The 22,893-nt window shown below is 72.2% G+C and carries 24 protein-coding genes; 15 read left to right on the top strand and 9 right to left on the bottom strand.

The window, feature by feature from the left end:
* Position 1 precedes the first annotated feature (1 nt).
* From ACJX2R_RS38460 to ACJX2R_RS38445, 4 genes are all read left to right on the top strand, one after another.
* On the top strand, positions 2–466 hold the full coding sequence (locus tag ACJX2R_RS38460; RefSeq protein ID WP_218053352.1) for an SRPBCC family protein: 465 nt from the start codon (positions 2–4) through the stop codon (positions 464–466).
* A gap of 2 nt (positions 467–468) precedes the next feature.
* Positions 469–798 (top strand): TcmI family type II polyketide cyclase, encoded by a 330-nt coding sequence (locus tag ACJX2R_RS38455; protein WP_262705522.1) that lies wholly within the window; start codon positions 469–471, stop codon positions 796–798.
* A 364-nt stretch (positions 799–1,162) separates the two neighbouring features.
* A complete protein-coding gene (locus tag ACJX2R_RS38450; RefSeq protein WP_413103836.1) occupies positions 1,163–1,714 on the top strand; it encodes a hypothetical protein in 552 nt (183 codons plus the stop codon).
* Between the two features lie 110 nt (positions 1,715–1,824).
* The gene (locus ACJX2R_RS38445; protein ID WP_413103835.1) at positions 1,825–2,547 is read left to right on the top strand and encodes a class F sortase; all 723 of its coding nucleotides are present in this window, start codon (positions 1,825–1,827) and stop codon (positions 2,545–2,547) included.
* A 127-nt stretch (positions 2,548–2,674) separates the two neighbouring features.
* Here the strand turns inward: ACJX2R_RS38445 and ACJX2R_RS38440 are convergent, their stop codons facing one another.
* The 4 genes from ACJX2R_RS38440 to ACJX2R_RS38425 all read right to left on the bottom strand — a co-directional run bounded on the left by ACJX2R_RS38440 (position 2,675) and on the right by ACJX2R_RS38425 (position 7,622).
* Positions 2,675–3,748 carry a methyltransferase gene (locus ACJX2R_RS38440; protein ID WP_413103834.1) on the bottom strand — a complete coding sequence of 358 codons (1,074 nt, stop codon included), beginning with the start codon at positions 3,746–3,748 and terminating at the stop codon, positions 2,675–2,677.
* An 11-nt stretch (positions 3,749–3,759) separates the two neighbouring features.
* A complete protein-coding gene (locus ACJX2R_RS38435; RefSeq protein ID WP_413103833.1) occupies positions 3,760–4,836 on the bottom strand; it encodes a nitrous oxide reductase family maturation protein NosD in 1,077 nt (358 codons plus the stop codon).
* 67 nt (positions 4,837–4,903) lie between these two features.
* Positions 4,904–5,911, bottom strand: a complete 1,008-nt coding sequence (locus tag ACJX2R_RS38430) for an MBL fold metallo-hydrolase (RefSeq protein WP_413106050.1) — start codon at positions 5,909–5,911, stop codon at positions 4,904–4,906.
* 487 nt (positions 5,912–6,398) lie between these two features.
* Entirely contained in the window at positions 6,399–7,622 is a 1,224-nt protein-coding gene (locus ACJX2R_RS38425) for a pyridoxal phosphate-dependent aminotransferase (protein WP_413106049.1), read from the bottom strand.
* 107 nt (positions 7,623–7,729) lie between these two features.
* On the opposite strand from ACJX2R_RS38425, the gene ACJX2R_RS38420 reads away from it, so the two are divergent.
* Positions 7,730–8,272: a hemerythrin domain-containing protein gene (locus tag ACJX2R_RS38420; RefSeq protein WP_138916875.1), complete on the top strand. Its 543-nt coding sequence runs from the start codon at positions 7,730–7,732 to the stop codon at positions 8,270–8,272.
* On the opposite strand, the gene ACJX2R_RS38415 is transcribed toward ACJX2R_RS38420, so the two are convergent.
* Positions 8,196–8,984 carry an ANTAR domain-containing response regulator gene (locus tag ACJX2R_RS38415; protein ID WP_262705514.1) on the bottom strand — a complete coding sequence of 263 codons (789 nt, stop codon included), beginning with the start codon at positions 8,982–8,984 and terminating at the stop codon, positions 8,196–8,198. The genes ACJX2R_RS38420 and ACJX2R_RS38415 overlap by 77 nt on opposite strands.
* A 142-nt stretch (positions 8,985–9,126) precedes the next feature.
* Between ACJX2R_RS38415 and ACJX2R_RS38410 the strand changes: the two genes are divergently transcribed.
* Entirely contained in the window at positions 9,127–10,320 is a 1,194-nt protein-coding gene (locus ACJX2R_RS38410; protein ID WP_413103832.1) for a PAS domain-containing protein, read from the top strand.
* A gap of 18 nt (positions 10,321–10,338) precedes the next feature.
* Here ACJX2R_RS38410 and ACJX2R_RS38405 read toward each other — a convergent pair whose 3' ends face one another.
* Positions 10,339–10,704, bottom strand: coding sequence for a sigma factor (locus tag ACJX2R_RS38405; RefSeq protein WP_413103831.1), 366 nt, complete (start codon positions 10,702–10,704; stop codon positions 10,339–10,341).
* A gap of 226 nt (positions 10,705–10,930) precedes the next feature.
* On the opposite strand from ACJX2R_RS38405, the gene ACJX2R_RS38400 reads away from it, so the two are divergent.
* The 4 genes from ACJX2R_RS38400 (at position 10,931) to ACJX2R_RS38385 (ending at position 16,518) form a co-directional block, all read left to right on the top strand.
* Positions 10,931–11,896 carry a TIGR03557 family F420-dependent LLM class oxidoreductase gene (locus tag ACJX2R_RS38400; protein WP_413103830.1) on the top strand — a complete coding sequence of 322 codons (966 nt, stop codon included), beginning with the start codon at positions 10,931–10,933 and terminating at the stop codon, positions 11,894–11,896.
* Between the two features lie 47 nt (positions 11,897–11,943).
* On the top strand, positions 11,944–13,749 hold the full coding sequence (locus tag ACJX2R_RS38395; protein WP_413103829.1) for a thiamine pyrophosphate-requiring protein: 1,806 nt from the start codon (positions 11,944–11,946) through the stop codon (positions 13,747–13,749).
* Positions 13,750–13,867: 118 nt separating this feature from the next.
* Complete coding sequence (locus tag ACJX2R_RS38390; RefSeq protein WP_413103828.1) at positions 13,868–14,422, top strand: type 1 glutamine amidotransferase domain-containing protein; 555 nt, start codon at positions 13,868–13,870, stop codon at positions 14,420–14,422.
* Complete coding sequence (locus tag ACJX2R_RS38385) at positions 14,419–16,518, top strand: catalase (protein WP_413103827.1); 2,100 nt, start codon at positions 14,419–14,421, stop codon at positions 16,516–16,518. Before ACJX2R_RS38390 ends, ACJX2R_RS38385 begins: the two co-directional genes overlap by 4 nt.
* A 494-nt stretch (positions 16,519–17,012) precedes the next feature.
* Here the strand turns inward: ACJX2R_RS38385 and ACJX2R_RS38380 are convergent, their stop codons facing one another.
* Both ACJX2R_RS38380 and ACJX2R_RS38375 read right to left on the bottom strand, forming a co-directional pair.
* Complete coding sequence (locus ACJX2R_RS38380) at positions 17,013–17,588, bottom strand: TIGR03086 family metal-binding protein (RefSeq protein ID WP_413103826.1); 576 nt, start codon at positions 17,586–17,588, stop codon at positions 17,013–17,015.
* Between the two features lie 6 nt (positions 17,589–17,594).
* Entirely contained in the window at positions 17,595–18,137 is a 543-nt protein-coding gene (locus ACJX2R_RS38375; RefSeq protein ID WP_413103825.1) for a phage holin family protein, read from the bottom strand.
* Between the two features lie 363 nt (positions 18,138–18,500).
* Here ACJX2R_RS38375 and ACJX2R_RS38370 point away from each other — a divergent pair, with 363 nt between their 5' ends.
* The 5 genes from ACJX2R_RS38370 (at position 18,501) to ACJX2R_RS38350 (ending at position 21,988) form a co-directional block, all read left to right on the top strand.
* Complete coding sequence (locus tag ACJX2R_RS38370; protein WP_413103824.1) at positions 18,501–19,670, top strand: Vms1/Ankzf1 family peptidyl-tRNA hydrolase; 1,170 nt, start codon at positions 18,501–18,503, stop codon at positions 19,668–19,670.
* A gap of 102 nt (positions 19,671–19,772) precedes the next feature.
* The gene (locus tag ACJX2R_RS38365; RefSeq protein ID WP_413103823.1) at positions 19,773–20,156 is read left to right on the top strand and encodes a DUF2795 domain-containing protein; all 384 of its coding nucleotides are present in this window, start codon (positions 19,773–19,775) and stop codon (positions 20,154–20,156) included.
* A 186-nt stretch (positions 20,157–20,342) separates the two neighbouring features.
* Complete coding sequence (locus tag ACJX2R_RS38360; RefSeq protein ID WP_262705363.1) at positions 20,343–20,690, top strand: CBS domain-containing protein; 348 nt, start codon at positions 20,343–20,345, stop codon at positions 20,688–20,690.
* 114 nt (positions 20,691–20,804) lie between these two features.
* Entirely contained in the window at positions 20,805–21,614 is an 810-nt protein-coding gene (locus ACJX2R_RS38355) for a class I SAM-dependent methyltransferase (RefSeq protein ID WP_262705364.1), read from the top strand.
* Positions 21,615–21,637: 23 nt separating this feature from the next.
* Positions 21,638–21,988 carry a VOC family protein gene (locus ACJX2R_RS38350; protein WP_413103822.1) on the top strand — a complete coding sequence of 117 codons (351 nt, stop codon included), beginning with the start codon at positions 21,638–21,640 and terminating at the stop codon, positions 21,986–21,988.
* Positions 21,989–22,020: 32 nt separating this feature from the next.
* On the opposite strand, the gene ACJX2R_RS38345 is transcribed toward ACJX2R_RS38350, so the two are convergent.
* Positions 22,021–22,464 (bottom strand): hypothetical protein, encoded by a 444-nt coding sequence (locus tag ACJX2R_RS38345; protein WP_413103821.1) that lies wholly within the window; start codon positions 22,462–22,464, stop codon positions 22,021–22,023.
* Positions 22,465–22,893: the final 429 nt, after the last annotated feature.

The raw sequence follows: 22,893 nt of genomic DNA, 5'->3' as shown, positions 1-22,893 counted from the left end.
GATGGCAGGCCACACCGACAACGAGGTCATGATCAAGGCACCGTTCGACCTCGTCTGGAACATGACCAACGACCTGGAGAACTGGCCGCAGCTGTTCAGCGAGTACGCCTCGGTCGAGGTGCTCCAGCGGACCGGGGACACCACCACCTTCCGCCTGACCATGCACCCCGACGAGGACGGCAAGGTCTGGTCCTGGGTCTCCGAGCGGGAGACGGCCCGCGATGTGCGCACGGTCTGGGCGCGCCGCGTCGAGCCCGGCCCCTTCGCCTACATGAACATCCGCTGGGAGTACGAGGAGGAGCCCGAGGGCACCCGCATGCGCTGGACCCAGGACTTCGAGATGCGGCCCGACGCGCCGGTCGACGACCCCACGATGACGGACCACATCAACCGCAACTCCCGTATCCAGATGGATCTGATCCGGGACAAGATCGAGCAGCGGGCCCGGGAGACGGTGGGGGCGTGACCATGTACCGCACCATGATCGTCGCCAAGATGCAGCGGGACGCGGCGCCGCAGGTGGCCAAGATCTTCGCGGACTCCGACCGCGGCGAACTGCCCGGGCTGATCGGCGTCACCGGCCGCAGCCTCTTCCAGTTCGGCGATGTGTATCTGCATCTGATCGAGGCGGAGCGGCCGCCGGCCGCCGAGGTCACCAAGTACTCCAAGCATCCGGAGTTCCGCGACGTCAGCGCCCGCCTCCAGCCGTATATGCGGGCGTACGACCCGGAGACCTGGCGCGAGCCCAAGGACGCCATGGCCCATGAGTTCTACCGCTGGGACCGCGACCACGGCTAGCGCACGCATCGCGCCGCACGGGGCCGCCGACGGAGTTCGCCTCCCGGCGGCCCTTTTCGTATGTCTTCCGTACGGCGTCTTTCGTACGGTGTCGCGTGTGGGTTATGCACCGGGCGCGGAAATCTCACACTACCGGGCTCATCGGAATGTTGTCTGCCGAAAAGGTGAAAGGGCATCAGCCCATTCGCGCGGCAAATGAGTGATCATTGCGCTTATCTCCACCCAGAGGGCTTACAACCGAGCAGATCGCAGGCCGCGCCGAGTGGCAGGGGGAGCCCACTTCGCTGACGGTGGACAAGACGCCGCTGCGATCCCTTTATCTGGCAAATAGTCAGTATCGCGACGGCGCCGGAAGGAATGGCTCATGCGATCTACTCGCGCACTCTTCACCGGGGCGGCGATTGCCGCCACCCTGACCCTGGGCGCCCCCGCCGCCGCGTTCGCCGCCGACGTCTCGGACCCGGGCGGCCACGGCGGGTACTCGAGCAGCCAGGAGTCCTCCGAGGACGGCTACGGCCAGGGCGGCAGCTCCTGGAAGGACAAGGAAGACCACGGCCGCGAGGAAGGCCGGGAAGAGCACGGCAAGGAAGAAGAGCACGGCAAGGAGGAGATGAAGGGCAAGGACGAGGGCGGCGAGCGCGACTGGTCCTCCTCCCACGGCAAGGACGAGGACGACTGGTCCGGCCGTGGCAAGGAGGAGCACGAGTGGTCCGGTAAGAAGGACCACGACTGGTCCGGTGGCGACTGGAAGGACCACGAGAAGGGCGAGAAGCCGCGCGGTGGCGTCCACACCGGTGGTGGCGGCATGGCCACCACGGGCAGTGGCATGGCCGCCGGCTCGGTCCTGCTCCTCGGTGGCCTCGGCGCCGGTGCCTACGCCCTGCGTCGCCGCAAGCCGACCGGCACCGCGATCTGAGCCTGACTCTTCGTATTCAGTACTGCCGTGGCACCTCCGCCGAGCGGTGGTGCCACGGCAGTTCCACGAGCGCTATGAGAAAAGCGGCCGTGAGAAAGGCGAACACCCCTATGGGAAAGCCGGCCAAGCAGGGCGCTGCCGATGGCAACACCCGCATTCTCCGCTGGGCCGCCGCGTCGGCCCTCATCGGCGTATTCCTCATCTACAACTCCGTGGACGCCGCCTCCCAGAACACCCCGTCGGCCCGGCCCGCGACCAGCGCCCCCGCGTCCATCTCCGAACCGGACAGCGACACCTCCAACGAGGACGCGTACGCGGATTCCCCGGAGTCCACGACCGCGCCCGAGTCGCGTCCGGGACCCGCGCTGCCGCGCTCCCCCGCCTCCCATCTGGACATCCCCTCGATCGGGGTGAGCGCGCCCTTCACCCCGCTGTCGCTGGACGCCGCGGGCGTGCTGGTCCCGCCCCCGGACACCGACCAGAACCTGGTGGGCTGGTACCAGGGCGGTCCCTCGCCCGGTGAGCGCGGCAACGCCATCGTGGCCGGGCATGTGGACACCAAGATCGGTCCGGCGGTGTTCTACACCCTCGGCCAGCTCAAGCCGAAGAGCAAGGTGGCCATCACCCGCGAGGACGGGATCGTGGCGACCTTCGTGGTCGACAAGGTGAAGACGTTCAAGAAGAACGCCTTCCCGGACAAGCAGGTCTACGGGGACACCCCCAACGCCCAGCTGCGGCTGATCACCTGCGGTGGGGCCTATGACCACGCGGCCAAGGACTACACGGCCAATGTGGTGGTGTTCGCGCACCTCACCACGTACCGGTACAGCTGACGGAGAAACGCCTACGGTGCCCGCGTCGTCGAGGACGGACGACGCGGGCACCGACGTGGTGTTGATGCGGCTACGGGGCGGTCTTTCCGAGGGGCTCCGCCCCTGGACCCCGGTGTCGCCGCGGGCGTTACGGGCTGCCTGGTGGCACCACCGTGGAGTCGAAGGCGTGCAGGGAGCCGTTGACGGGGCGGATGTCGGTCACGTTCAGACCGGCCTCGGTCATCCGCGCCACCATGCTCTCCTCGGTGTGCTTCCGGCCGCCCACATTGAGCAGCAGGAACAGGTCCATCGCCGTGGTGAAGGAGGACAGGCTGTTGTCGACGAGGTTCTCGATGACGACCACCCTGGCGCCGGGGCGCGCCGCCGCGACCACGTTGGCGAGCGTCCGGCGGGTGCTCTCGTCGTTCCATTCGAGGATGTTCTTGATGATGTAGAGGTCGGCCTCGACGGGGACCTCGCGGCGGCAGTCGCCGGGCACGAGCGTGGCCCGCGAGGCCAGCGCCCCGCCGTCCCGCAGCCGCGGGTCGGCGTGCGCCACCACCTGCGGCAGGTCCAGCAGCGCGCCGTGCAGCGCCGGGTGCTTCTCCAGCAGGCTGGCCAGCACATGCCCCTGGCCGCCGCCGATGTCCACCACCTCCTTCACCCCGTCGAGGTCGAGGAAGGCGGCGACGTCGGTGGCGGACTGCCGGCTGGAGGTGGTCATCGCGGCGTCGAACACCCGGGCCGACTCGGGCGCGTCCTCGTGGAGATAGGCGAAGAAGTCCTTGCCGTAGATCTCGTTGACGACACAGCCGCCGGTGCGCACCGCCCGGTCCAGCAGCGGCCACGCCTCCCAGGTCCATGGCTCGGTGCACCACAGGGCGATGTTGCGCAGGCTGCCCGGGGTGTCCTCGCGCAGCAGCCGGGACATCTCGGTGTGCCGGAAGCGGCCGTCCTCGGTCTCGGCGAAGATCTGGCAGCAGGCCAGGGAGCGCAGCAGCCGGCGCAGCGGATCGGGCTCGACGTCCACGGCGGAGGCCAGCTCGCCGATGGAGGCGGGCCGGTCGCCCAGCGCGTCGGCGATGCGCAGCCGGACCGCGGCGCGCACCGAGGCCGCCCGTGCGGCGCCGAAGACGATTTCGCGCAGCCGCATGGGCGGCGGGAGCGTGGCGGCCGGTGGGGGCTGTGCCGCGTCGGCTCTGTCGGTGTCCACAGTGGTCATGTCGCCGCCTCTCAGCACCGGCCCGTGGGCGCGGACAGCTCACACACGTTGTCGGTGAAGGTGTTGTCGGGGCCCTTGTCGCGGTCGGCGAGGTCGGCGGGCTTGTTGCCGCTCATCACGTTCCGGCTGATGGCGTTCTTGGCGTTGGGGGCGCCGACGACGCTGGTGTAGAGCACGATCCCGCCGGACATGGGCGAGGTGCCCACGTTGTCGTTCACCTGGTTGCCCGTCACCCGGGTGCCCTCGGTGCCGGTGAGCACGATGCCGGCGCCCTGGATGAAGGGGAGCCGGTCGGTGGCCTCGCAGTAGGCGTTGTTCTGGTAGACGGAGTTGTGGCGGACGTTCAGGTCCCCGGCGCGCGGGGTCGACTCGTCGCCGACGATGAACACCCCGGCGCAGTTGGCGGTGATGGTGTTCCCCTCGACCGAGAGGTCGCGCAGCCGGCGGACCACGACCCCGGTCCGGTTGCCGCTGAGCTGGTTCCCGGCCACCAGGGTGCCCAGGGCGTCGGTGGCGCCGCCCTCGGCGTCGATGGTGTTGGCCAGGAAGACGCCGGACTGCTTGTTGCCGCGGGAGACGTTGTCGACGAAGGTGCCGCGGGTGGACATCTCCTGGCCCATGCCCTGCTGACCGTTGTCCTCGGTGGTGGTGTTCCGTACGGTCATCCGGTCGGTGCCGGAGCCCCAGATGCCGTTCTTGGCGAAGCCGGTGACCTTCAGTGAGCCGATCCGGACATCCGAGACGGGGTCTTCGGCCGTCCCGGTGACGCAGATGCCGTGGCCGGCCTCGCCGCAGGCGTTGGCCGACGGCTTCGCGGCCGGGGAGAGCACGGTGGACTCACCCGCGCCGACCAGGGTCAGCCGGTCGGTGGTGATCTGGATGTTCTCCCGGTAGGTGCCGGGCCGGATCTCGATGGTGTCGCCGGGCTTCGCGGCGTCCACGGCGGCCTGGATGGACTGGCCGGGCTGGACCACATGGCGGGTCGCGGCCTGGTCGACGGGGGCCGCGTGGGCCGCGGGGAGCTGGGCGAGTTCGACGACGAGGACGGCCGTGAGGCCGGCGAGGTGGCGAAGTTTAGGTGTGCGCATGAAAAGGAAGTTAGGTGCGCCCCGCACCGCTCGCCACTTATGTTCCACTCATCACTTATGCACCGTGTTACCCCACTTGGCCGCCTCGTGACCCGGCCTGTTCGAGCACGCGGGACGCCCCGACCGGCAGATCCCACAGCTCCTCGCGCGGACGCCCGGTGGCCTCCCAGGCCGCGCGGATCCGGTGCAGCGGCTCCAGGGGCGGCTCGGCCGAGAGCAGGAAGGTGGACCAGTGCATGGGCGCCAGCATCCGCGCCCCCAGGTCCAGATGCGCCTGTACGGCCTCCTCCGGATCGGTGTGCACCCCGCCCAGCATCCAGCGCGGCTCATACGCGCCGATGGGCAGCAGCGCGACATCGATGCCCGGGTAGCGGCGGCCGATCTGCCGGAACCAGTGGCCGTAGCCGGTGTCCCCGGCGAAGTACACCCGCTGTCCGTCGGGCGCGGTGATGACCCATCCGCCCCACAGCGAGCGGCAGGTGTCGGTGAGGGTGCGCTTGCTCCAGTGGTGGGCCGGGACGAAGTCGAAGCGGACCGGGCCGTCCACGCCGGGCAGTTCGGCCGCCTCCCACCAGTCCAGCTCGGTCACCCGGGTGAATCCGCGCGCCCGGAACCAGCGGGCGAGCCCGGCGGGCACGAAGACCGGCGTCGCCTTCGGCAGCCGTTTGACCGTGGGCGCGTCCAGATGGTCGTAGTGGTTGTGGCTGATGACGACCGCGTCGACGGGCGGCAGGTCCTCCCAGCGGACCCCCACCGGAGTGACCCGGGCCGGGGTGCCGAGGATCTTACGGGCCCAGACCGGGTCGGTGAGCACGGTGAGCCCGCCGATCCGCACCACCCAACTGGCGTGCCCGGCCCAGGTGAGCGCGGTCCGGCCGGGGCCGGTGAGCGGCAGCGGCCCCGGTTCGAAGGGCAGCTCGGGGATCTGGCGGAGCGTCTCCACGGGCGGTCTGAGCCGTCCCTCCCGGGCCAGCCGCGCCAGCGCCCGCACCCCCGGCAGCGGCGAGGTGAGCCGGTCGGCGAACGACGGCGGCCAGCTACGAATCTCCCCCGGCGAACGCGGGGCACCCGGCACGGGGGCGGTCGACTCGGGGACGCCCGGCTGGGGGCCGGGCGGTTCGAGGGCGGGCGGTTCGAGGGCGACCGACTCGGGACCAGTCTGCTCGGGACCGGCCGGTTCGGGGCCGCGCGGCTGGGGGCTGGCCGGTTCGAGGGCGGTCGGCTCGGGACCGGCCGGTTCGAGGGCGACCGACTCAGGGCCAGCCGACCCGGGACCGCGCGGCTGGGGGCCGGTCGGTTCGAGGGCGGCCGACTCGGGGCCGGGCGGTTCGGGGGCGGGCGGCTCGGGCTTGCCCGGTTCGGTGGGGGGCGGGGCCAGTCGGGGCCGGGCGGCGGCGCCGGGCCGGGCGCGGCGGCGCCCGGCCGGTTCCGTCGGCTCCGCCGGTTCCGCCTGCTCGGCGTGGTCGGTCATGGCCTGGCTCCCTTCCGTATCTGGGCCGTGTCCGGGCCGGCCCTTCGGTGCCGGCGCGCCATGGAGGTCCATGGCCGGGGTCCGGGGCGGCTCAGGTCACCGGACTGCTTTCGATCAGATCGCGGAAGGCCGCCTCGAAGGCGCCCAACGCCGTGGCCACATGGGGCAGTTCCAGCGGATCCGGCGTCCGGAGCGCCCGTAGCCGCGACTCCTCCGCCGCGCCGAGCAGCGGCAGGGTCGCCAGCCGGAGTCGCAGGGTGTGCGGGGGGTCGCCGAAGCGGTGGCCCCCGGCCACGCTCCGGCCGATCCGCCGCACCAGCTCGCGCTCCAGCTCCACCGAGTCGGTGATGCCCCGGGCCGCGAGCACCCCGCGCAGCTCGTCGAGGTCGGCGTAGAGGTGCCGGCCGGCCTGCGGCGGCCGGGCCAGCGCCCCGACGGCGGTCAGCGCGCGGTAGGCGGCCACGGCCACGGCCCCGTGCGCCCTGGCGGTGGCCGCCATCCGGTCCCGTACCGGCTCGGGCTCGTCGAGGGCGTACGCGGCGGCCGCCGCGATGGGCGCGGGCATCCCGGAGCGTACGGCGGTGAGCAGGGACAGCACCCGGCCGCGCAGCTCCGCCCCGCGCTCGGTCGCGGGGAACCGGGCGATCGCGGCGGGCCAGCCCGCCGGGGTGAAGGCGCCCGCCAGATCGGAGAGCACGATCACGTTCTCGGGGGACATCTCGGCCGGGCTGAGCAGCACCGTGCCCTGCGGATGGTGGACGGTGTCCCGCCAGGTCTCGTCGCTGACGATCAGCAGCCCCTCGGCCACGGCCGCCTCGCACACCTCGTGCAGCAGCTCAGGCGGGGCCACCGTGCCGGTGGGGTCGTCGGCCGCCGAGAGCAGCAGGACCCGGGGCACCCCGCCCTCGGCGCGGATCCTGCGCACGATCTCCAGCAGCGCGAACGGATCGGGCAGCCCCCCGCATTCGGCCGGAACGGGCGCGTGGTGGGAGCGCCGGTCCACCAGCCGCACCAGCGGCGCGTACCAGGCGGCGCAGGGGCGGGGCAGCAGCACATCGCCGCCGGGGGCCGAGGCGAGCAGCGCCAGCAGCAGCGGCTCGGCGCCGGGGGCGACCACGACATGCTCCGGGTCGGTCCACAGCCCGCGCCGCGACCAGTAGCCGCAGGCCGCCGAGCGCAGCCCGGCCGAGCCGCCGACCGGCTCCGGCGCGGTATGGCCGGCCGCCGCGACGAAGCTGTCGAGCAGCTCCGGGAGGACCGGCAGCCCGCCGTCGTCCCGGTCCGCCGGTGCCGGGGCGGTCCACTGCCGCTGCATTCCGTCCACACCTCCGCCCGTGTCCGGCGGGTCACCGCCCATGTAATGTCCACCTTCGCAGATCTCCGGCCCCGTTTCGCGGAAGGGGCCCGGGGGACCCGGGCGCCATGACAGCGACGCCGGAACAACACGATGTGGTGACCCTGCTCACCGCGGACCACCACGCGGTGCGCGACCTCTTCGAGGGGTACCGCACCACCACCGATCCGGAGCTGCGGCGGCAGCTGGTCGACCGGATGACGGTGGCGGTGGTGCGGCACTCCGTGACCGAGGAGGTCCATCTGTACCCCACGGTCCGCAAGGCGCTGCCGAACGGCGACCGGATCGCCGACGAGGAGATCGAGGAGCTGACCGAGGCCGAGCGGATCCTGTCCGACCTGGACGCCGTGGACCCCCGGGACCGGCGGTTCGACCCGCTGGTCCGGGAGCTGATGGACGTGGTGTCCATGCATATCCGCGGCGAGGAGGACCTGGTCTTCCCCGAGCTGCGGGAGCGGCTCACCCCCGAGGAGCGGATGGCGCTGGGCCTGCGGGTCGGCGAGGCGGCGGCCGCGGTGCGCGGGGTGCCCCCGGTCAGCCCGGAAGGTCCCGGTCCGGGCCGGACTCTCGCCGACCGGGTCCGGGAGCAGCTGACCGGCCGAACTCGATGAGGTTCCGCTCCAGGCCGCGGCCGCGGGTGCGCACCACGGTCTCGGCGAGCTCCGCCAGCTTGCGGTTGGTCCGCTGGGAGAGTCGGCGCAGCAGGTCGAACGCCTGGTCCGGGTCGCAGCCCAGGACGTACATCACGATTCCGCACGCCTGGTCCACCACCGGCCGGCTGCGCAGCGCCGTGTCCAGCTGGTCGACCTGGACCAGGGCGGCGCGGTAGAGCCGGTCACGGGCCATGCTCTCGGTGGCCAGGTCGCCGAGCAGCCCGGTGGCGCCCTGGGCGGCCTTCCGCAGCGGCCCCGGGCGCAGCCCGTAGACCGAGACGGTCACGGTGAGCCCGTCGCAGGCGAACGGCAGGGAGGCGGAGGACCGCACGCCCGCGTCCAGCGCCCGCGCCCGGTAGCGCGGCCAGCGGTCGTCGTGGAGCAGATCGTCGGCGCCCGCCGGGCGGCCGGTGTCCAGCGCCGCGAGGATCGGGCCCTCCCCCACCCGCAGCTGGACCGACACCAGCGCGGAGAGATCGGGGTGGGTGGCCGCCGTGGTCCGGTCGGCGTCCGCACCGCCGGAGGGCTCCTCTGCGAGTACGGCGGTGGCGGTGGCCCCACAGCTCTCGGGTGTGCCCGCGGCGGCCTGCTCGGCCAGTTCGGCCAGACCGCGCCCGAGGGAGGGTGCGTCGGTCTGGAAGGCCGCGCGGATGTGCGTACGGTCGGGCATCGCCGAGTTCACTCCTTCGCTCCGGTGCGACGTACTGTCCGGCCCGGTCCTTCCAGGGCCCGGTCTTTTCGGGTCTCCACGCCCTTGAGTGGAAAACATCACCCATGTGCCCCCGCGAGTGCGGGCAGGCTACGGTGTGGCCATGCCAGACGCACAGGAGTTTGGGGCGGAGCTCTCAGACTTCCGCAGACGGGTGGACGAGCTGCGGACCGCGCGGGCGCTGCCCGCGCACGAGCGGCCTTCCCTGCTGGACGCCGCTCTCTTCGAACTCCAGCATGTGGCGGATGTGCTGTGGCCACGGTACGAGGAGCTGACGGCCGACTCGTCCCGGGGCCCCGGCGGCGGCCGGGGCGACCCGCAGGAGCAGCAGCTGCTGCGGGCGCTGTTCCAGCGGCTGCCGATCGCCACGGTGCTGCTGGACCGCGATGCCGTGGTGCGGCGCATGAACTTCACCGCCACCCAGGTGTTCCACACCCGGGCCGGATACGCCACCGGTCGCCCGCTCACCGCCGCGCTGCGGCGCGACGGGCAGGCGGCGCTGCGCTCGCAGGTCGCCGCGGTCGCGCGCGGCGAGGGCGACCGCAGTCTGACGGTGTGGCTGTCGCAGCCGCCCATCCACGGGGAGGTGCGGGTGACCCTGGCCGCGCTGCGGCCGCCGGGCGAGCCCCATCCGGCGGTGCTGGCGACGTTCCAGCCCGGGGTGGCCGGTCCGTCGGCGGACGAGGGGGCGGCCGGGGCGTGGGCCCAGGAGTCCCGGCCGGATCTGGGCGAGGTGTCCCGCCATGCCGAGCTGCTCGACCTGGTGGACGACATGACGGCGGCGCTGCTCAGGGCGGTACCGGCCGGAGGCGGCCCGGAGGCGGCGCTGACCGCGGCCGCGCAGGTGCTGCACGGCCGGTTCGCGGACTGGGTGATCGCCGACCTGGCCCCGGAGAACGGTCCCGGCAACCCGCGTCGGGTGGTGGCGCTCGGCCCCCGGGACGCGTCGGGCGACCGTACGGCGCCCCTGGCCGAGCAGGATCCGGCCGACTGCCCGCTGGTGGTGGACGCGCTGTACGAGGGGGCCTCCGCGCTGCGGGTGAGCCCGGTCGACGCCGACGCCTTCGGCCGGGACGCGACGGGCGCTCCGGTGCTGGTGCGGGAGGAGGTCACCTCGCTGCTGTGCATCCCCCTGCGCGCCGGTACGGGACCGGTTCTGGGGGCGCTCACGCTCTTCCGTACGGGCGGGCGCGGTGCCTTCGAGATGGCGGAGGCGGGCGTGGCGGACCGGATCTCCCGCCATGTCGCCCTGGCCATGTCGCGCACGGCCGAGCGCGCCCCGGCCCCCGGGGCGTGATCGGCGTACGGCACCTGCTCAGACGGCACGGGCACCGGCCTGCCTGCCCAGACGGGCGCAGAGGCGCTTGACCTCGCCGGCCACGGTGGGGACGGCGTAGCTCTCGAAGGCCGAGCCGCGGTCCGGGTCATAGCGCCTGACGGCCTTGACCAGGCCGACCATGGCGACCTGCCGCAGATCCTCGGTGGCCTCGCCGCGGTCGCGGAACTGGCCGGCGAGCCGCTCGGCCATGGGCATCCAGGCGCGCACGACATCCTGGCGCAGGGTCTCCTTCGACGGTCCGTCCGGCAGGGCCGCGATCCGGCGGAACTCCGCGGAGGTGTCCGGGGCGTCGTCGTGCGGATGCCTGGGGTGTGCTCGGGGATGTGCTCGTACGGACGTCATACGCCGTATCTCCCTTGAGCTGTCGTCGGTATCACCACGGAGGCGAAGCCGGACGAAAGGGTGATCCGGTGGTCACGCCTCTGGTAGCCGGGCCGCTCCCGTGGCGTGCCTCCGGTCCGAAGCACACAGAGCGCGTGCCCGTCCCGGGCCGGACCAAACGAGGTTTTCTTCCCCGGGCGCCGGTTACCCGTCGCGTCTGCCGGCATCCGCGCTCGAGGAGGGCCCCATGACCGAGTACGGCTACTTCCTGGCCGCCGAAGAACACGGGCCCGCGGACCTGGTCGAGCAGGCCCGGATGGCGGAGCAGGCTGGTTTCAGCCATTTGTGGATCTCGGACCACTACCACCCCTGGAACGACGCCCAGGGCCAGAGCTCGTTCGTCTGGTCGGTGATCGGCGCCCTCGCGCAGGCCACCAGCCTGCCCGTGCAGACCGCGGTGACCTGCCCCACCATCCGCGTCCACCCCGCCATCGTGGCCCAGGCCGCCGCGACCAGCGCGGTACTGCTGGAGGGCCGCTTCCGGCTGGGCGTGGGCAGCGGCGAGGCGCTCAACGAGCACGTACTGGGCGACCGCTGGCCGCCCGCGCCGATCCGGCTGGAGATGCTGGAGGAGGCCGTGATGGTGATGCGCCAGCTGTTCGAGGGCCGCCGCGTCACCCATCACGGCAAGCACTACACGGTGGAGAACGCCCGGCTGTACACCGTGCCCGAGGAGCCGGTGCCCATCGACATCGCGGCCTTCGGATCGGCCGCCGCCGCGCTGGCCGGACGGGTCGGCGACGGCTTCATCACCATGACCCCGGACGCCGAGCTGGTGGCGCGGTTCCGGCGCGGCAGCGGCGCCGGGGGCAACAGCAAACCGGCCCGCGGCGGCCTGAAGGTGGCCTACGGCCCCGATCCCGACGAGGCCCTGCGCACCGCCCACCGGCTGTGGCCGACCGAGGGACTGCCCGGCGAGGTGCTGTCGACGCTGACCACCCCGGGCCAGTTCGAGCAGGCCGCCCGGCTCGTCACCCCCGAGCGGATCGCCGAGGAAGTGGTCTGCGGGGATGACGCGGAGGCGCATGTGGCCGCGCTGAACGCTTACGCGGAGGCCGGGTTCGACACCGTCTACGTCAATCAGATCGGCCCCGACCAGCGCGGCTTCTTCGACTTCTACCGCACCAAGGTGCTGCCGCAGGTGGCCGGTTGACAGCGATCGCCGAGCAGAGCGGTCGCCGAGAGGAGCGATGACCCACCATGACCATGAAAGTGGCCGACTACATCCTCGCCCGACTGTCGGAGTGGGGGGTCGAGCATGTGTTCGGCTACCCGGGGGACGGAATCAACGGCCTGCTCGCCGCATGGGGGCGGGCCGAGAACGAGCCCCGGTTCATCCAGGCCCGGCACGAGGAGATGGCCGCGTTCCAGGCCGTCGGCTACGCCAAGTTCAGCGGCCGCCTCGGCGTCTGCGCGGCGACCTCGGGCCCCGGCGCGATCCACCTGCTGAACGGGTTGTACGACGCCAAGATGGACCACGTCCCGGTGGTGGCCCTGGTCGGCCAGACCCACCGCAGCGCGATGGGCGGCTCGTACCAGCAGGAGGTGGATCTGCACAGCCTCTTCAAGGACGTGGCCTCCGACTTCCTGGAGACGGTCACCGTCCCCGAGCAGCTGCCCAACGTCCTGGACCGGGCCATCCGCACCGCCTACGCCCGCCGCGCCCCCACTGCCGTGATCATCCCGGCGGATGTGCAGGACCTCGACTACTCCGCGCCCACCCATGAGTTCAAGATGGTGCCCTCCAGCCTGGACCGCAGCGGCTGGTCCGCGGTGCCCTCCAGCAGCGCGGTGGAGCGGGCGGCGAAGGTGCTGAACGCGGGCGAGCGGGTGGCGATCCTCGCCGGACAGGGCGCGGCCGGGGCGCGCAAGGAGGTCCAGCAGGCCGCCGAGACCCTCGGCGCCGGGGTCGCCAAGGCACTGCTCGGCCTGGATGTGCTCAGCGATGAACTGCCCTATGTCACCGGGTCGACCGGACTGCTGGGCACCCGGCCCTCGTACGAGCTGATGCGGGACTGCGACACCCTGCTGACCATCGGCTCCAGCTTTCCGTACAGCCAGTTCCTGCCGGAGTTCGGCAAGGCCCGCGGGGTTCAGATCGATCTCGATCCGCACATGATCGGGATGCGCTATCCGTACGAGGTCAACCTGGTCGGCGACGCGCGCGAGACCCTGCTGCGGCTGCTGCCGCTGCTGGAGCGCAAGGAGGCGCGGGACTGGCAGGAGGAGATCATCGCGGGCGTACGGCGCTGGCGCGAGGTGATGGGCTCCCGCGCGGAGGTGTCCGCGGACCCGGTCAACCCCGAGTACGTGGCCCACTGCCTGGACCCGCTGCTGCCCTCCGATGCCATCGTCACCTGCGACTCCGGCTCCGTCGCCAACTGGTACGCCCGCCATCTGCGGATGCGCGGGCAGATGCGCGGTTCGCTGTCGGGCACGCTGGCCACGATGGGCTGCGGGGTGCCGTATGCGATCGGCGCCAAGTTCGCCCGTCCGGACCGGCCGGCGGTGGCGCTGGTCGGGGACGGCGCGATGCAGATGAACGGCCTGGCGGAGCTGATCACGGTGGCCAAGTACCACCGGCTGTGGGAGGACCCCCGGCTGGTGATCGCCGTCTGGAACAACCAGGACCTCAACCAGGTCACCTGGGAGATGCGCGCCATGGGCGGGGCACCGCAGTTCCTGCCCTCGCAGGCGATCCCCGACGTCTCCTACGCGCGGTTCGCCGAATCGCTCGGCATGACCGGCATCCGGGTGGAGAAGCCCGAGCAGGTCGAGGGGGCGTGGCGCGAGGCGCTGAGCGCGGACGGCCCGGCGGTCGTGGAGTTCCTCACCGACCCGGACGTCCCCCCGATCCCGCCGCATGCCACCTGGGAGCAGATGGAGGCCACGGCCGAGTCGATCATCAAGGGCGACGCGGACCGGGCGGGCGTGGTCCGGCAGGGCCTGAAGGCGAAGGTGCAGGAGTTCCTGCCGCACCGGAAGAAGACGTCGGACGACGCCTGACGCACCCGACGTTCCCGTTTCGACCCCGTCCGCGCTGGCTACCCGCCGCACCGGACGGATGGATACCCGGACGATGCGAAAACCCGGACCGGAAGAGACCGGAAGGACGTGAGCAGCAATGAAGGTCGCCTTTCTCGTCGCCCCGGAAGGCGTGGAACAGGTCGAGCTGACCGACCCCTGGCAGGCGGTCCGGGACGCCGGGGGCACCCCCCGTCTGGTGTCCACCAAGCCCGGCCGTATCCAGGCGTTCAACCATCTCGACAAGGCGGACACCTTCGAGGTCGACCAGGTCGTGAAGGACGCGACGGTCGAGGAGTACGACGCGCTGGTGCTGCCCGGCGGGGTGGCCAACCCCGACTTCCTGCGCCTGGACGACAAGGCCGTCGCCTTCGCCAAGGGCTTCTTCGACGCGGGCAAGCCGGTGGCCGCGATCTGCCACGCCCCCTGGACGCTGGTGGAGGCCGATGTCGTACGCGGCCGCACCCTGACCTCCTGGCCGAGTCTGCGCACCGACATCACCAACGCTGGCGGAACCTGGGTGGACGAGCAGGTCAAGGTCTGCACCGACGGCCCCAACGCCCTGATCACCAGCCGTAAGCCGGATGACCTCAAGGCGTTCTGCGAGGCGTTCCTGGAGGAGTTCGCGAAGACGACGAAGGGATCGGCACGATGACGGAGGACCGCAAGGAGCGGCAGCGCGACATGTACCGCGCGCCCGACCCCGCCGAAGGGCCGCTGACCACCGACCAGGGCGTGGCCGTCGACCACACCGATGACGCCCTCACTCTGGGCGAGCGCGGCCCGACCCTGATGGAGGACTTCCACTTCCGCGAGAAGCTGACCCATTTCGACCATGAGCGCATCCCGGAGCGGGTGGTGCACGCGCGGGGCGCGGGCGCGTACGGCTACTTCGAGCCATACGAGTCCTGCGCGGAGTTCACCCGCGCCGCCTTCCTCCAGGATCCGTCCGTGCGCACCCCGGTCTTCGTGCGGTTCTCCACCGTGCAGGGGCCCCGGGGCTCGGCGGACACGGTGCGGGACGTACGGGGCTTCGCGACGAAGTTCTACACCTCGGAGGGCAACTACGACCTGGTCGGCAACAACATGCCGGTCTTCTTCATCCAGGACGGGATCAAGTTCCCCGACTTCGTGCACGCGCTCAAGCCGGAGCCGCAGAACGAGATCCCGACCGGCGCCTCCGCCCATGACACCCTGTGGGACTTCGTCTCGCTCCAGCCCGAGACCATGCACATGATGATGTGGCTGATGTCGGACCGGGCGATTCCGCGCAGCTACCGGATGATGCAGGGCTTCGGGGTGCACACCTTCCGCTTCGTGGACGCCCGGGGCCGCGGCACCTTTGTGAAGTTCCACTGGAAGCCCAAACTGGGCGTCCACTCGCTGGTCTGGGACGAGGCGCAGGAGTGCCAGGGCCGTGACCCGGACTTCAACCGGCGCGATCTGTGGGACGCGATCGAGGCGGGTCAGTACCCCGAGTACGAGCTGGGGGTGCAGCTGATCCCGGAGGAGGACGAGTTCAACTTCGAGGTCGATCTGCTCGACGCCACGAAGATCATTCCGGAGGAGCAGGTGCCGGTGCGGCCGATCGGCCATATGGTCCTGAACCGCAACCCGGACAACTTCTTCGCGGAGACCGAGCAGGTGGCCTTCCACACCGCCAACGTGGTCCCCGGCATCGACTTCACCAATGACCCGCTGCTCCAGGCCCGCAACTTCTCGTATCTGGACACCCAGCTGATCCGGCTGGGCGGGCCCAACTTCGCGCAGCTCCCGGTCAACCAGCCGGTCACCCCCGCCCGGACCAACCAACGGGACGGCTACCACCAGACCGCGATCCACCGCGGCACCAGCTACTCCCCCAACTCCCTCGGCGGCGGCTGTCCGGCCCTCGCCGGAGCGGACGGCTACGCCTTCTCCCACTACGCGGAGCGGGTCGAGGGCCATAAGATCCGCAAGCGGAGCGAGTCCTTCAAGGACTTCTACAGCCAGGCCGCGCTGTTCTGGAACAGCATGAGCGACTGGGAGCGGCGCCATATCGTCGACGCCTTCCGCTTCGAGCTGGGCAAGGTCGGCGCGGTGCATGTGCGGGAGCGCACGGTCGAGCAGCTGGCCCAGGTCGACTACGACCTGGCCTCGCAGGTGGCCCAGGGCATCGGCGTGGCGCTGCCGGAACCCGGTGCCAACAACCACAAGCCGCAGGCCTCGCCCGCGCTGAGCTTCGAGAACCTCCAGGGCGACGGCTCGATCCGCACCCGCCAGATCGCCGTACTGGTCATGGACGGCGTGGACACCGGCCAGCTCACCCAGGCCCAGGAAGCCCTCACCGCCCAGGGCGCCATCGTCGAGGCCCTGGCCCCGCACGACGGCAAGGTCCTCGGCGCCGACGGCAACGGCTACGCGGTGGACCGCGCCCTCCCCACGGTCGCCTCCGTCCTCTACGACGCCGTCCTCCTCCCCGGCGGCCCCACCGGCACCCCCGGCCTGGCCTCCGACAGCGAGGCCATGCGCTTCGTCCGCGACGCCTACCGCCACGGCAAACCCATCGCGGCCCTGGGCTCCGGCGTCGGCATCCTCTCCTCCCTGGACCCGGAGGGCCTCCACATCGCCTCCGGCCACGGCCACGTCTGCACCGACCGCGGCGTCGTCACGGACACCACGACGGGCACGGCGAGCGAGGAATTCACCCAGGCCTTCACCGAAGCCATAGCCGCCCACCGCCACTGGGACCGGCCCCGGGTCCGCTGCTGAATTCCGCGGGGCGCGGTGGGCCGGTACGCGGGTGCGGGGTGTGCGCGGAGTTCTGACTCCGCGCACACCCCGCACCCGTTGGCACGTGTGGGTGTGGGTAGCGCTCGCGCGCGGGGGCCGCCCTGGGTGGGTGGGAGCCCGCCGAGGTGGGGAGCCCGCCAGGGCACCAGCCCGCCCGCCGCCTGGGCAGAGCCGACCCCACCCGGGTCATCTCCGCGCATTCGGCACGCTCGATGACCGCAGGAGCGCGGGGCGCCGGGCGTCCGTGCTTGGCACGGGGTGCGCCCAATCCAGCCCCTCCGGCGATCGAGGAGCCAGGTCCAGGGCAGGGTGCCCCAATCCAGCCCCCCGGCGTTTGAGGAGCCAGGTCCAGCGCGGGGTGCCCCAATCCAGCCCCTCCGGCGTTTGAGGAGCGGGGTCCGGGGCGGAGCCCCGGCGGGGGGTGAGGGAGCGGAGCCACCTCTTTCGGGAAGGGGCGGGGTGGGGATGACCCCCTACGGCTCACGCCCCAGCAGCGCCAGAAGCCGAGCCTGCGCATCCGCCCCCGCCGGAGGCTCAACCGGCGCCGCAAACAGCCCGCTCTCCTCCAAATCCGCCGCGTACGGCGCGACCTCCCGCACCGAAAAGTCCACCAACGGCTTGGGAATGCGCTCATCCGCCCCAATGGCCCGGGCCAGATCCCACGCGTGCACCGCCGCGTCAGCCGTCATCTGCGCGCAGTAATGCGTCGCGGGGCTCTCCCCGTAGGAGAGTTCGACCATCCGGTCGAGCGCCCCCGGCTCGCGGAAGGCGTCCCGCGCCGCGGTCGCCACCACGTCCCACGTGGCGACGGGGTCGTCACCGAGCAGATCGCCCTCCAGCGCATCGCCCTGTTCGCCGGCGCTCGCACCCTCCCGAACCAGTGGCGGCACCCACATCTGCTCGACCGCGAGATGGTTCACGAGGTCACGTACGGTCCACTCGGTGCAGGGCGTCGGGTCGTCCCACTGATCGGGCCGGATCGCGTGCACCCGTTCGGTGAAGAGGTCCAGCGCCTCGCCGTGCCTGGTCAGCAGCGGATTCTCCGCCATGGGCGATCACCCCGTGTGAGGAGGTTGAGGGGGCTGAGGAGGCGCACCGGGCCCCGGTGTGCCCGGGGGCGTCGGAGGCGCGGCGGGCCCGCCAGGACCACCGGGGCCACCGGGGCCACCGGGGCCACCGCCAGGACCACCGGGAGGCCCGGCAGGACCGCCAGAAGGACCGGGAGGAGCCGCGGGCCCCGAAGGGGCGGAAGGCGCCGTGGGCGCGGAGGGCGCGGAAGGCGCACCGGGCCGTCGCCCCACCCCCTGCCCCGCCGCGTTCTTCAGCCACCCCGCCACCACCAGCAACAGCGCGAAGACGACCAGCGCCGCCGCCCACCCCGGAAGCGCCAACGCGAACAGCAGCACCAGGCACGCCGTCAGCGCACCCCCCGCGTAGAGCGCGGCCGCCGCCGCGCCCCCGTAGAGGCGGACCGCGCGCCGCCCGGACTGCTCACGCAGCTCCCGGCGGACCTCTTCGCGGACGGCTCGTGCGACCGGCTCCGCCAGGTCCCCGACCGAGGGTATGCCCGCCTTCGGATAGTCCGATTTATCAGTCATGCGCCGCCGGGTACCCGTGCCCCACCTCCGTTAACAGTCCTCAGCAGTCCTCGTCAACGCGAGCGGACCACGGGTACGCGGGCACTTCCGCAGGGCGTTTCCACAGGGCACGGCGCCGGACCCGGCCCCTGATGTCCCGGGTCCGGCGCCGCTCCTCACTCCCTACGGGCCGCTCGGCCGAAAGACGGGTCCCCCTCCCCCACGAACCCCAAACGTCGGCTTCGAACGTCGGCTTCGAACGTCGGCTTCGAACGTCGGCCCAATCGTCCCGACGGCCTCGTCCCGGACGGCCTCGTCCCCACGACCTCGTGTCGATGCCGTCGTCATGGGTACGCGTGGGGGACTCGAATCTGGAGGGAGTACATGCGACTCGGACATCTCCAACCGCTCTACGACCGCCCGGGCCCGTGGGCCAGCGTCTATTTCGACACCACGCACCCCGACGAGTCCGCGGCCGAGGAGCAGGAACGCGCCGCCCGCGAGGCGAGCCGCCGGCTGGAAGGGCAGGGCGCCGACCAGGCCACCTGCCGTGCGGTGTACGAGAGGCTGGCCGCACTGCCGCCCGGCGCGGGGCCGGGCGGGTGGGCCGTCTTCGCCACGGCCGGTGAGGTGGTCCTCGACACCCCGCTGCTGACCCCGCCGCCCATGAGCGAGCCCCCGTGCTGGTCGGCGCTCCCCCATGTGGGACCGCTGCTGGAGCTGACCGGCGAGGACCCGTCCTGCCTGGTGGCGTACATCGACCGCACCGGCGCGGACGTCGAGCTGCGCGACGCACACGGCGGCGACCGGGTCGGCTCGGTGGAGGGACGGCAGTGGCCGGTGCACCGGACCACCACCGCGGACTGGTCGGAGCGCCACTTCCAGCTCAAGACGGAGAACACCTGGGAGCGGAACGCCGCCCTGATCGCCGATGAGCTGGGCACCTGCCGGCAGGAGACCGGCGCGGATCTGGTGGTCCTGGCCGGGGACCCGCGCGAGCGGCGCTCGGTCCACGAGCAGCTGCCCAAGGAGCTGCGCTCGGTGGCGGTGGAGACCTCGCGCGGGGGCCGCGCCCCCGGTTCCGCCCCGCCCGGCAGCCACGCCGCCCGGCTGCTGGACCAGGAGGTGGACGAGGCGCGCGCCCGGTACGCCCATGAGCGCGGTGAGGAGGCGCTGGAGCGGTTCCGGGCCGGCCGGATGCCCTCCGGCGGGCGCGTGGAGGCCGCCGAGGGGATTCCGGCGCTGGTCGACGCGGCGCGTGAGCACCGCATAGGCTCGTTGCTGATACGCCCGGACGGGCCCGATCTGTACCGCGAGGTATGGGTGGGCACCGAACCCGACCAGCTGGCACTGCGCCGTACCGATGTCCAGTACCTGGGCGACACCCAGCCGTCCCCGGCCCGCGCCGACGACGCGCTGATCCGCTCGGTCGTGGCCACCGGCGCCGAAGCGCTGATGGTGGCACCGGCCGGGGCGGAGCCGAACGGCGGCGACATCCCGGTGGGCGGCCTCGGCGCACTGCTGCGCTGGCCGTACGAGGGCGACGCGGATTGAACATCCCGGGAGCGGATGTGAAACGTCCCGGGAGCCGATTGACATATCCCGGGAGATGACCGGCCCGGGAGACACACGGACCCGCTGAGGAAGGGGACCGACATGCAGCGAGGCAGCGACCGGCTGAGCGTCCACAAGGACGACGAGATGAAGCATGAGCTCCAGGGGCTGATCCGCTCCGGGCACCCGACCCGTGCCGAGGAGTGGCACGACCCGGAGCCGGCCGCCGACGACGACCCGGACGTCGCCCTGGGGCCGATCCCGGCGCGGGGGACGACCGGTGAGGCCGAGGCGGTGCGGTTCGAGTTCGCCCGCCGGCTGGGACGTACCTCGTTCCCGGCGGACCGTGAGGGGCTGCTGCGCGTCCTGGAGGACCGGCACGCACCGGACGGGCTGATCGCTCTGGCCGAGGAACTGCCCACGGACCGTACGTTCCACACGGTGCAGGAGGTGGTCTCGGCGCTGGGGCTGCACCCCAACACGTAGCCGGCACGTAGCCGGGGCCGCACCCGAGCGCATAAGGGATCGCTCAGGGATTGCGGACGGCTCGTGTCCGTCGCGCATACCCCCCGCCCCGGCTGGGTACTGCGGGCAGCACATTACCCAGGAAGGGGGGGTGGACAGGTGTCCCACGACCCACCTCGCGACCCGACGCGCCCCGTGCGGGAGGTCATGACGCGGCCCGCGATCTGGGTGCGCCCCGACGCCTCGCTGGTGGAAGCCGCGCAACTGATGCGGGCACAGGACATCGGCGATGTGCTGGTCGCCAGCGAGGGGGAGGTGCTCGGCGTCCTCACCGACCGCGACATCACCCTCCGCGCGGTCGCCGAGGGCGTCGACCCCCTCGCCGTCACCTGCCATGCCGTATGCACCCCGGACCCGGTGACGATCGGGCCGGACGAGGAGGTGGCGGAGGCCGCCGCGCTGATGCGGCGGCATGCGGTGGGGCGGCTCCCGGTGGTCGAGGCGGGGCGTGCGCTGGGCGTCATCAGCCGGGGCGACGTGACGGGACCGGCGTGACTTGACCGGCGTGACTTCACGCATGCTCGCATGTTGAGACAGTTCTTCTCGTGATGCGAGATGCCTTCTACGGTGGAGCGACCCGTTCACCGGTCCCGAAGGGGGAGTTCCGCCATGCCGAAGGACGCCGCCGTCTACACCCACGGCCACCATGAGTCGGTGCTGCGCTCGCACACCTGGCGCACCGCGGCCAACTCCGCCGCGTATCTCACCGGCCATCTGCGGCCCCATATGCGGATCCTGGACATCGGCTGCGGCCCCGGCACCATCACCGCGGACCTGGCCGAGCTGGTCCCCCAGGGGCAGGTCACGGGCGTCGACGCGGAGGGCGCCATCCTGGAGCGGGCCCGCGCGGTGGCCGACGAGCGCGGGCTGACCAACGTCTCCTTCGCGGTCGCCGACGTCCACGCCCTGGACCACCCCGACGACTCCTTCTGCGTGGTCCACGCCCATCAGGTCCTCCAGCACGTCGGCGACCCGGTGGGGGCGCTGCGCGAGATGCGACGGGTGTGCGCGCCGGGCGGCATCGTGGCGGTGCGCGACTCCGACTACGCCACCATGACCTGGTATCCGTCCGTCCCCGGGCTGGACGGCTGGCTGGACCTCTACCACCGGGTCGCACGGGCCAACGGCGGTGAGCCGGACGCCGGTCGCAGACTGCGCTCCTGGGCCCTGGAGGCGGGGTTCACCGACATCACCTCGACCGCCACGGCGTGGGCTTACGCCACCGAGGAGGAGCGGGCGTGGTGGAGCGGTCTGTGGGCGGACCGCACGGTCGCCTCCTCCTACGCCCGGCTCGCGGTGGACGGCGGCCATGCCACGGAGGAGGAGCTGCGGTCGATCGCGGAGGCGTGGCGGACCTGGGGCGAGGCTCCGGACGGTTGGTTCGGCGTCCTGCACGGTGAGATCCTCTGCCGCGTCTGAGCAGTTCAACTAGGCTCGCCCGCATGGATATTCTGGGGACTTCACTCCGCGTGTGCGTCGACGACCTGGACTCGGCGATCACCGTCTACGAGAAGCTGACGGGAGCCGAGGCGGTGCGCTTCCAGCGCGGCCCCGTCGCGGTCGCGGCGGTCGGCTGCTTCTTCCTGATGAGCGGACCGGAGTCGGAGATGTCGATTCTCCGCAAGATCACTGCGACGATCGCGGTGAAGGACGTGGACGAGGCGATCGCCGATCTCACGGCGGTCGGCGGGCAGATCGTCGCCGGTCCGCTGCCCGCCCCCGTGGGCCGTACCCTGGTGGCCCGCCACCCCGACGGCTCGATCTTCGAGTACGTCGACCGGAACCCCGCGTGACCCGCCCGTGAACACACCGTCCGGCAGACCCGTCAGGAGGGCGGTCCCGGATCCACGATGACCTCCTCGTCGTCGACCTCCTCGTAGAGATCGTCCACATCCCGGAGCTCATCGCTCTTGATCCGGACCGCCTCCTCCTCGGCGGACAGCCCGCTGATCGAGCCCTCCTGGGAGTAGACATCCTGCTCTCGGGGGACGTCGGGATCCGGCTCGTCGTACAGCAGCCCCGCCGGTTCCGCCACCGCGCCGACCGGCTCCCCCGCCTCCGGCTCCTCATCGGTCAACCGCTCGTCGAGCGACTCCCGTTCGCGCGTCTCCGCGCTCGTGGTGTCCCGGTACACGGCGATCGTCGGCTCGTCCCCGGCCACGGGCAACTGCTCGGGATCCTCGGCCCACTGCTGCTCGGGCGTCCCGTCCTGGAGATCGGGAATCCCCTCATCCTCCGGATCCGCTCCGGGATCATGCGGTGTCCTCACGGTACGCGGCTCCTTTCCGCTGCTGCGCCATGCCGCCGTCCGTGCCCGGGTGCCCGCCACGGGGCATCGCCATGCGGGTCCGGACCCGCCCTGGCCCACGATGCGGAGGCCCGCCACGCGGGCGGACGGGCGCAACCCGGGCTCGCTGCGCGGCCGCACGCCGGGTGGGGACGCGATGCGGGCGCGGTGCGCGGGACGCATGCGGGCGCGGGACGCATGCGGGCGTGGGACGCATGCAAGCGCGGGACGCATGCGGGCGCGGCCCGGCCCGGGCCGCCTCCGCGAAGCCGCCTGCGAGCGCAGGACAAGCACTCGCCGTGCGGGCGCACGCCGGCCGGGCCGTCGCACGGCCCGGCCCGGACCACTCGCCGGGCGCGGGACGCATGCCGGGCGCGGCCCGGTGGGGCCGCTCGCCGAGGGGAGCGCACC

The organism is Streptomyces sp. Inha503, from assembly GCF_047215865.1.
GTDB lineage: Bacteria > Actinomycetota > Actinomycetes > Streptomycetales > Streptomycetaceae > Streptomyces > Streptomyces lycopersici.
The sequence above is the reverse complement of the archived record's forward strand: the minus strand, read 5'-3'. Positions and strand labels throughout refer to the sequence as shown.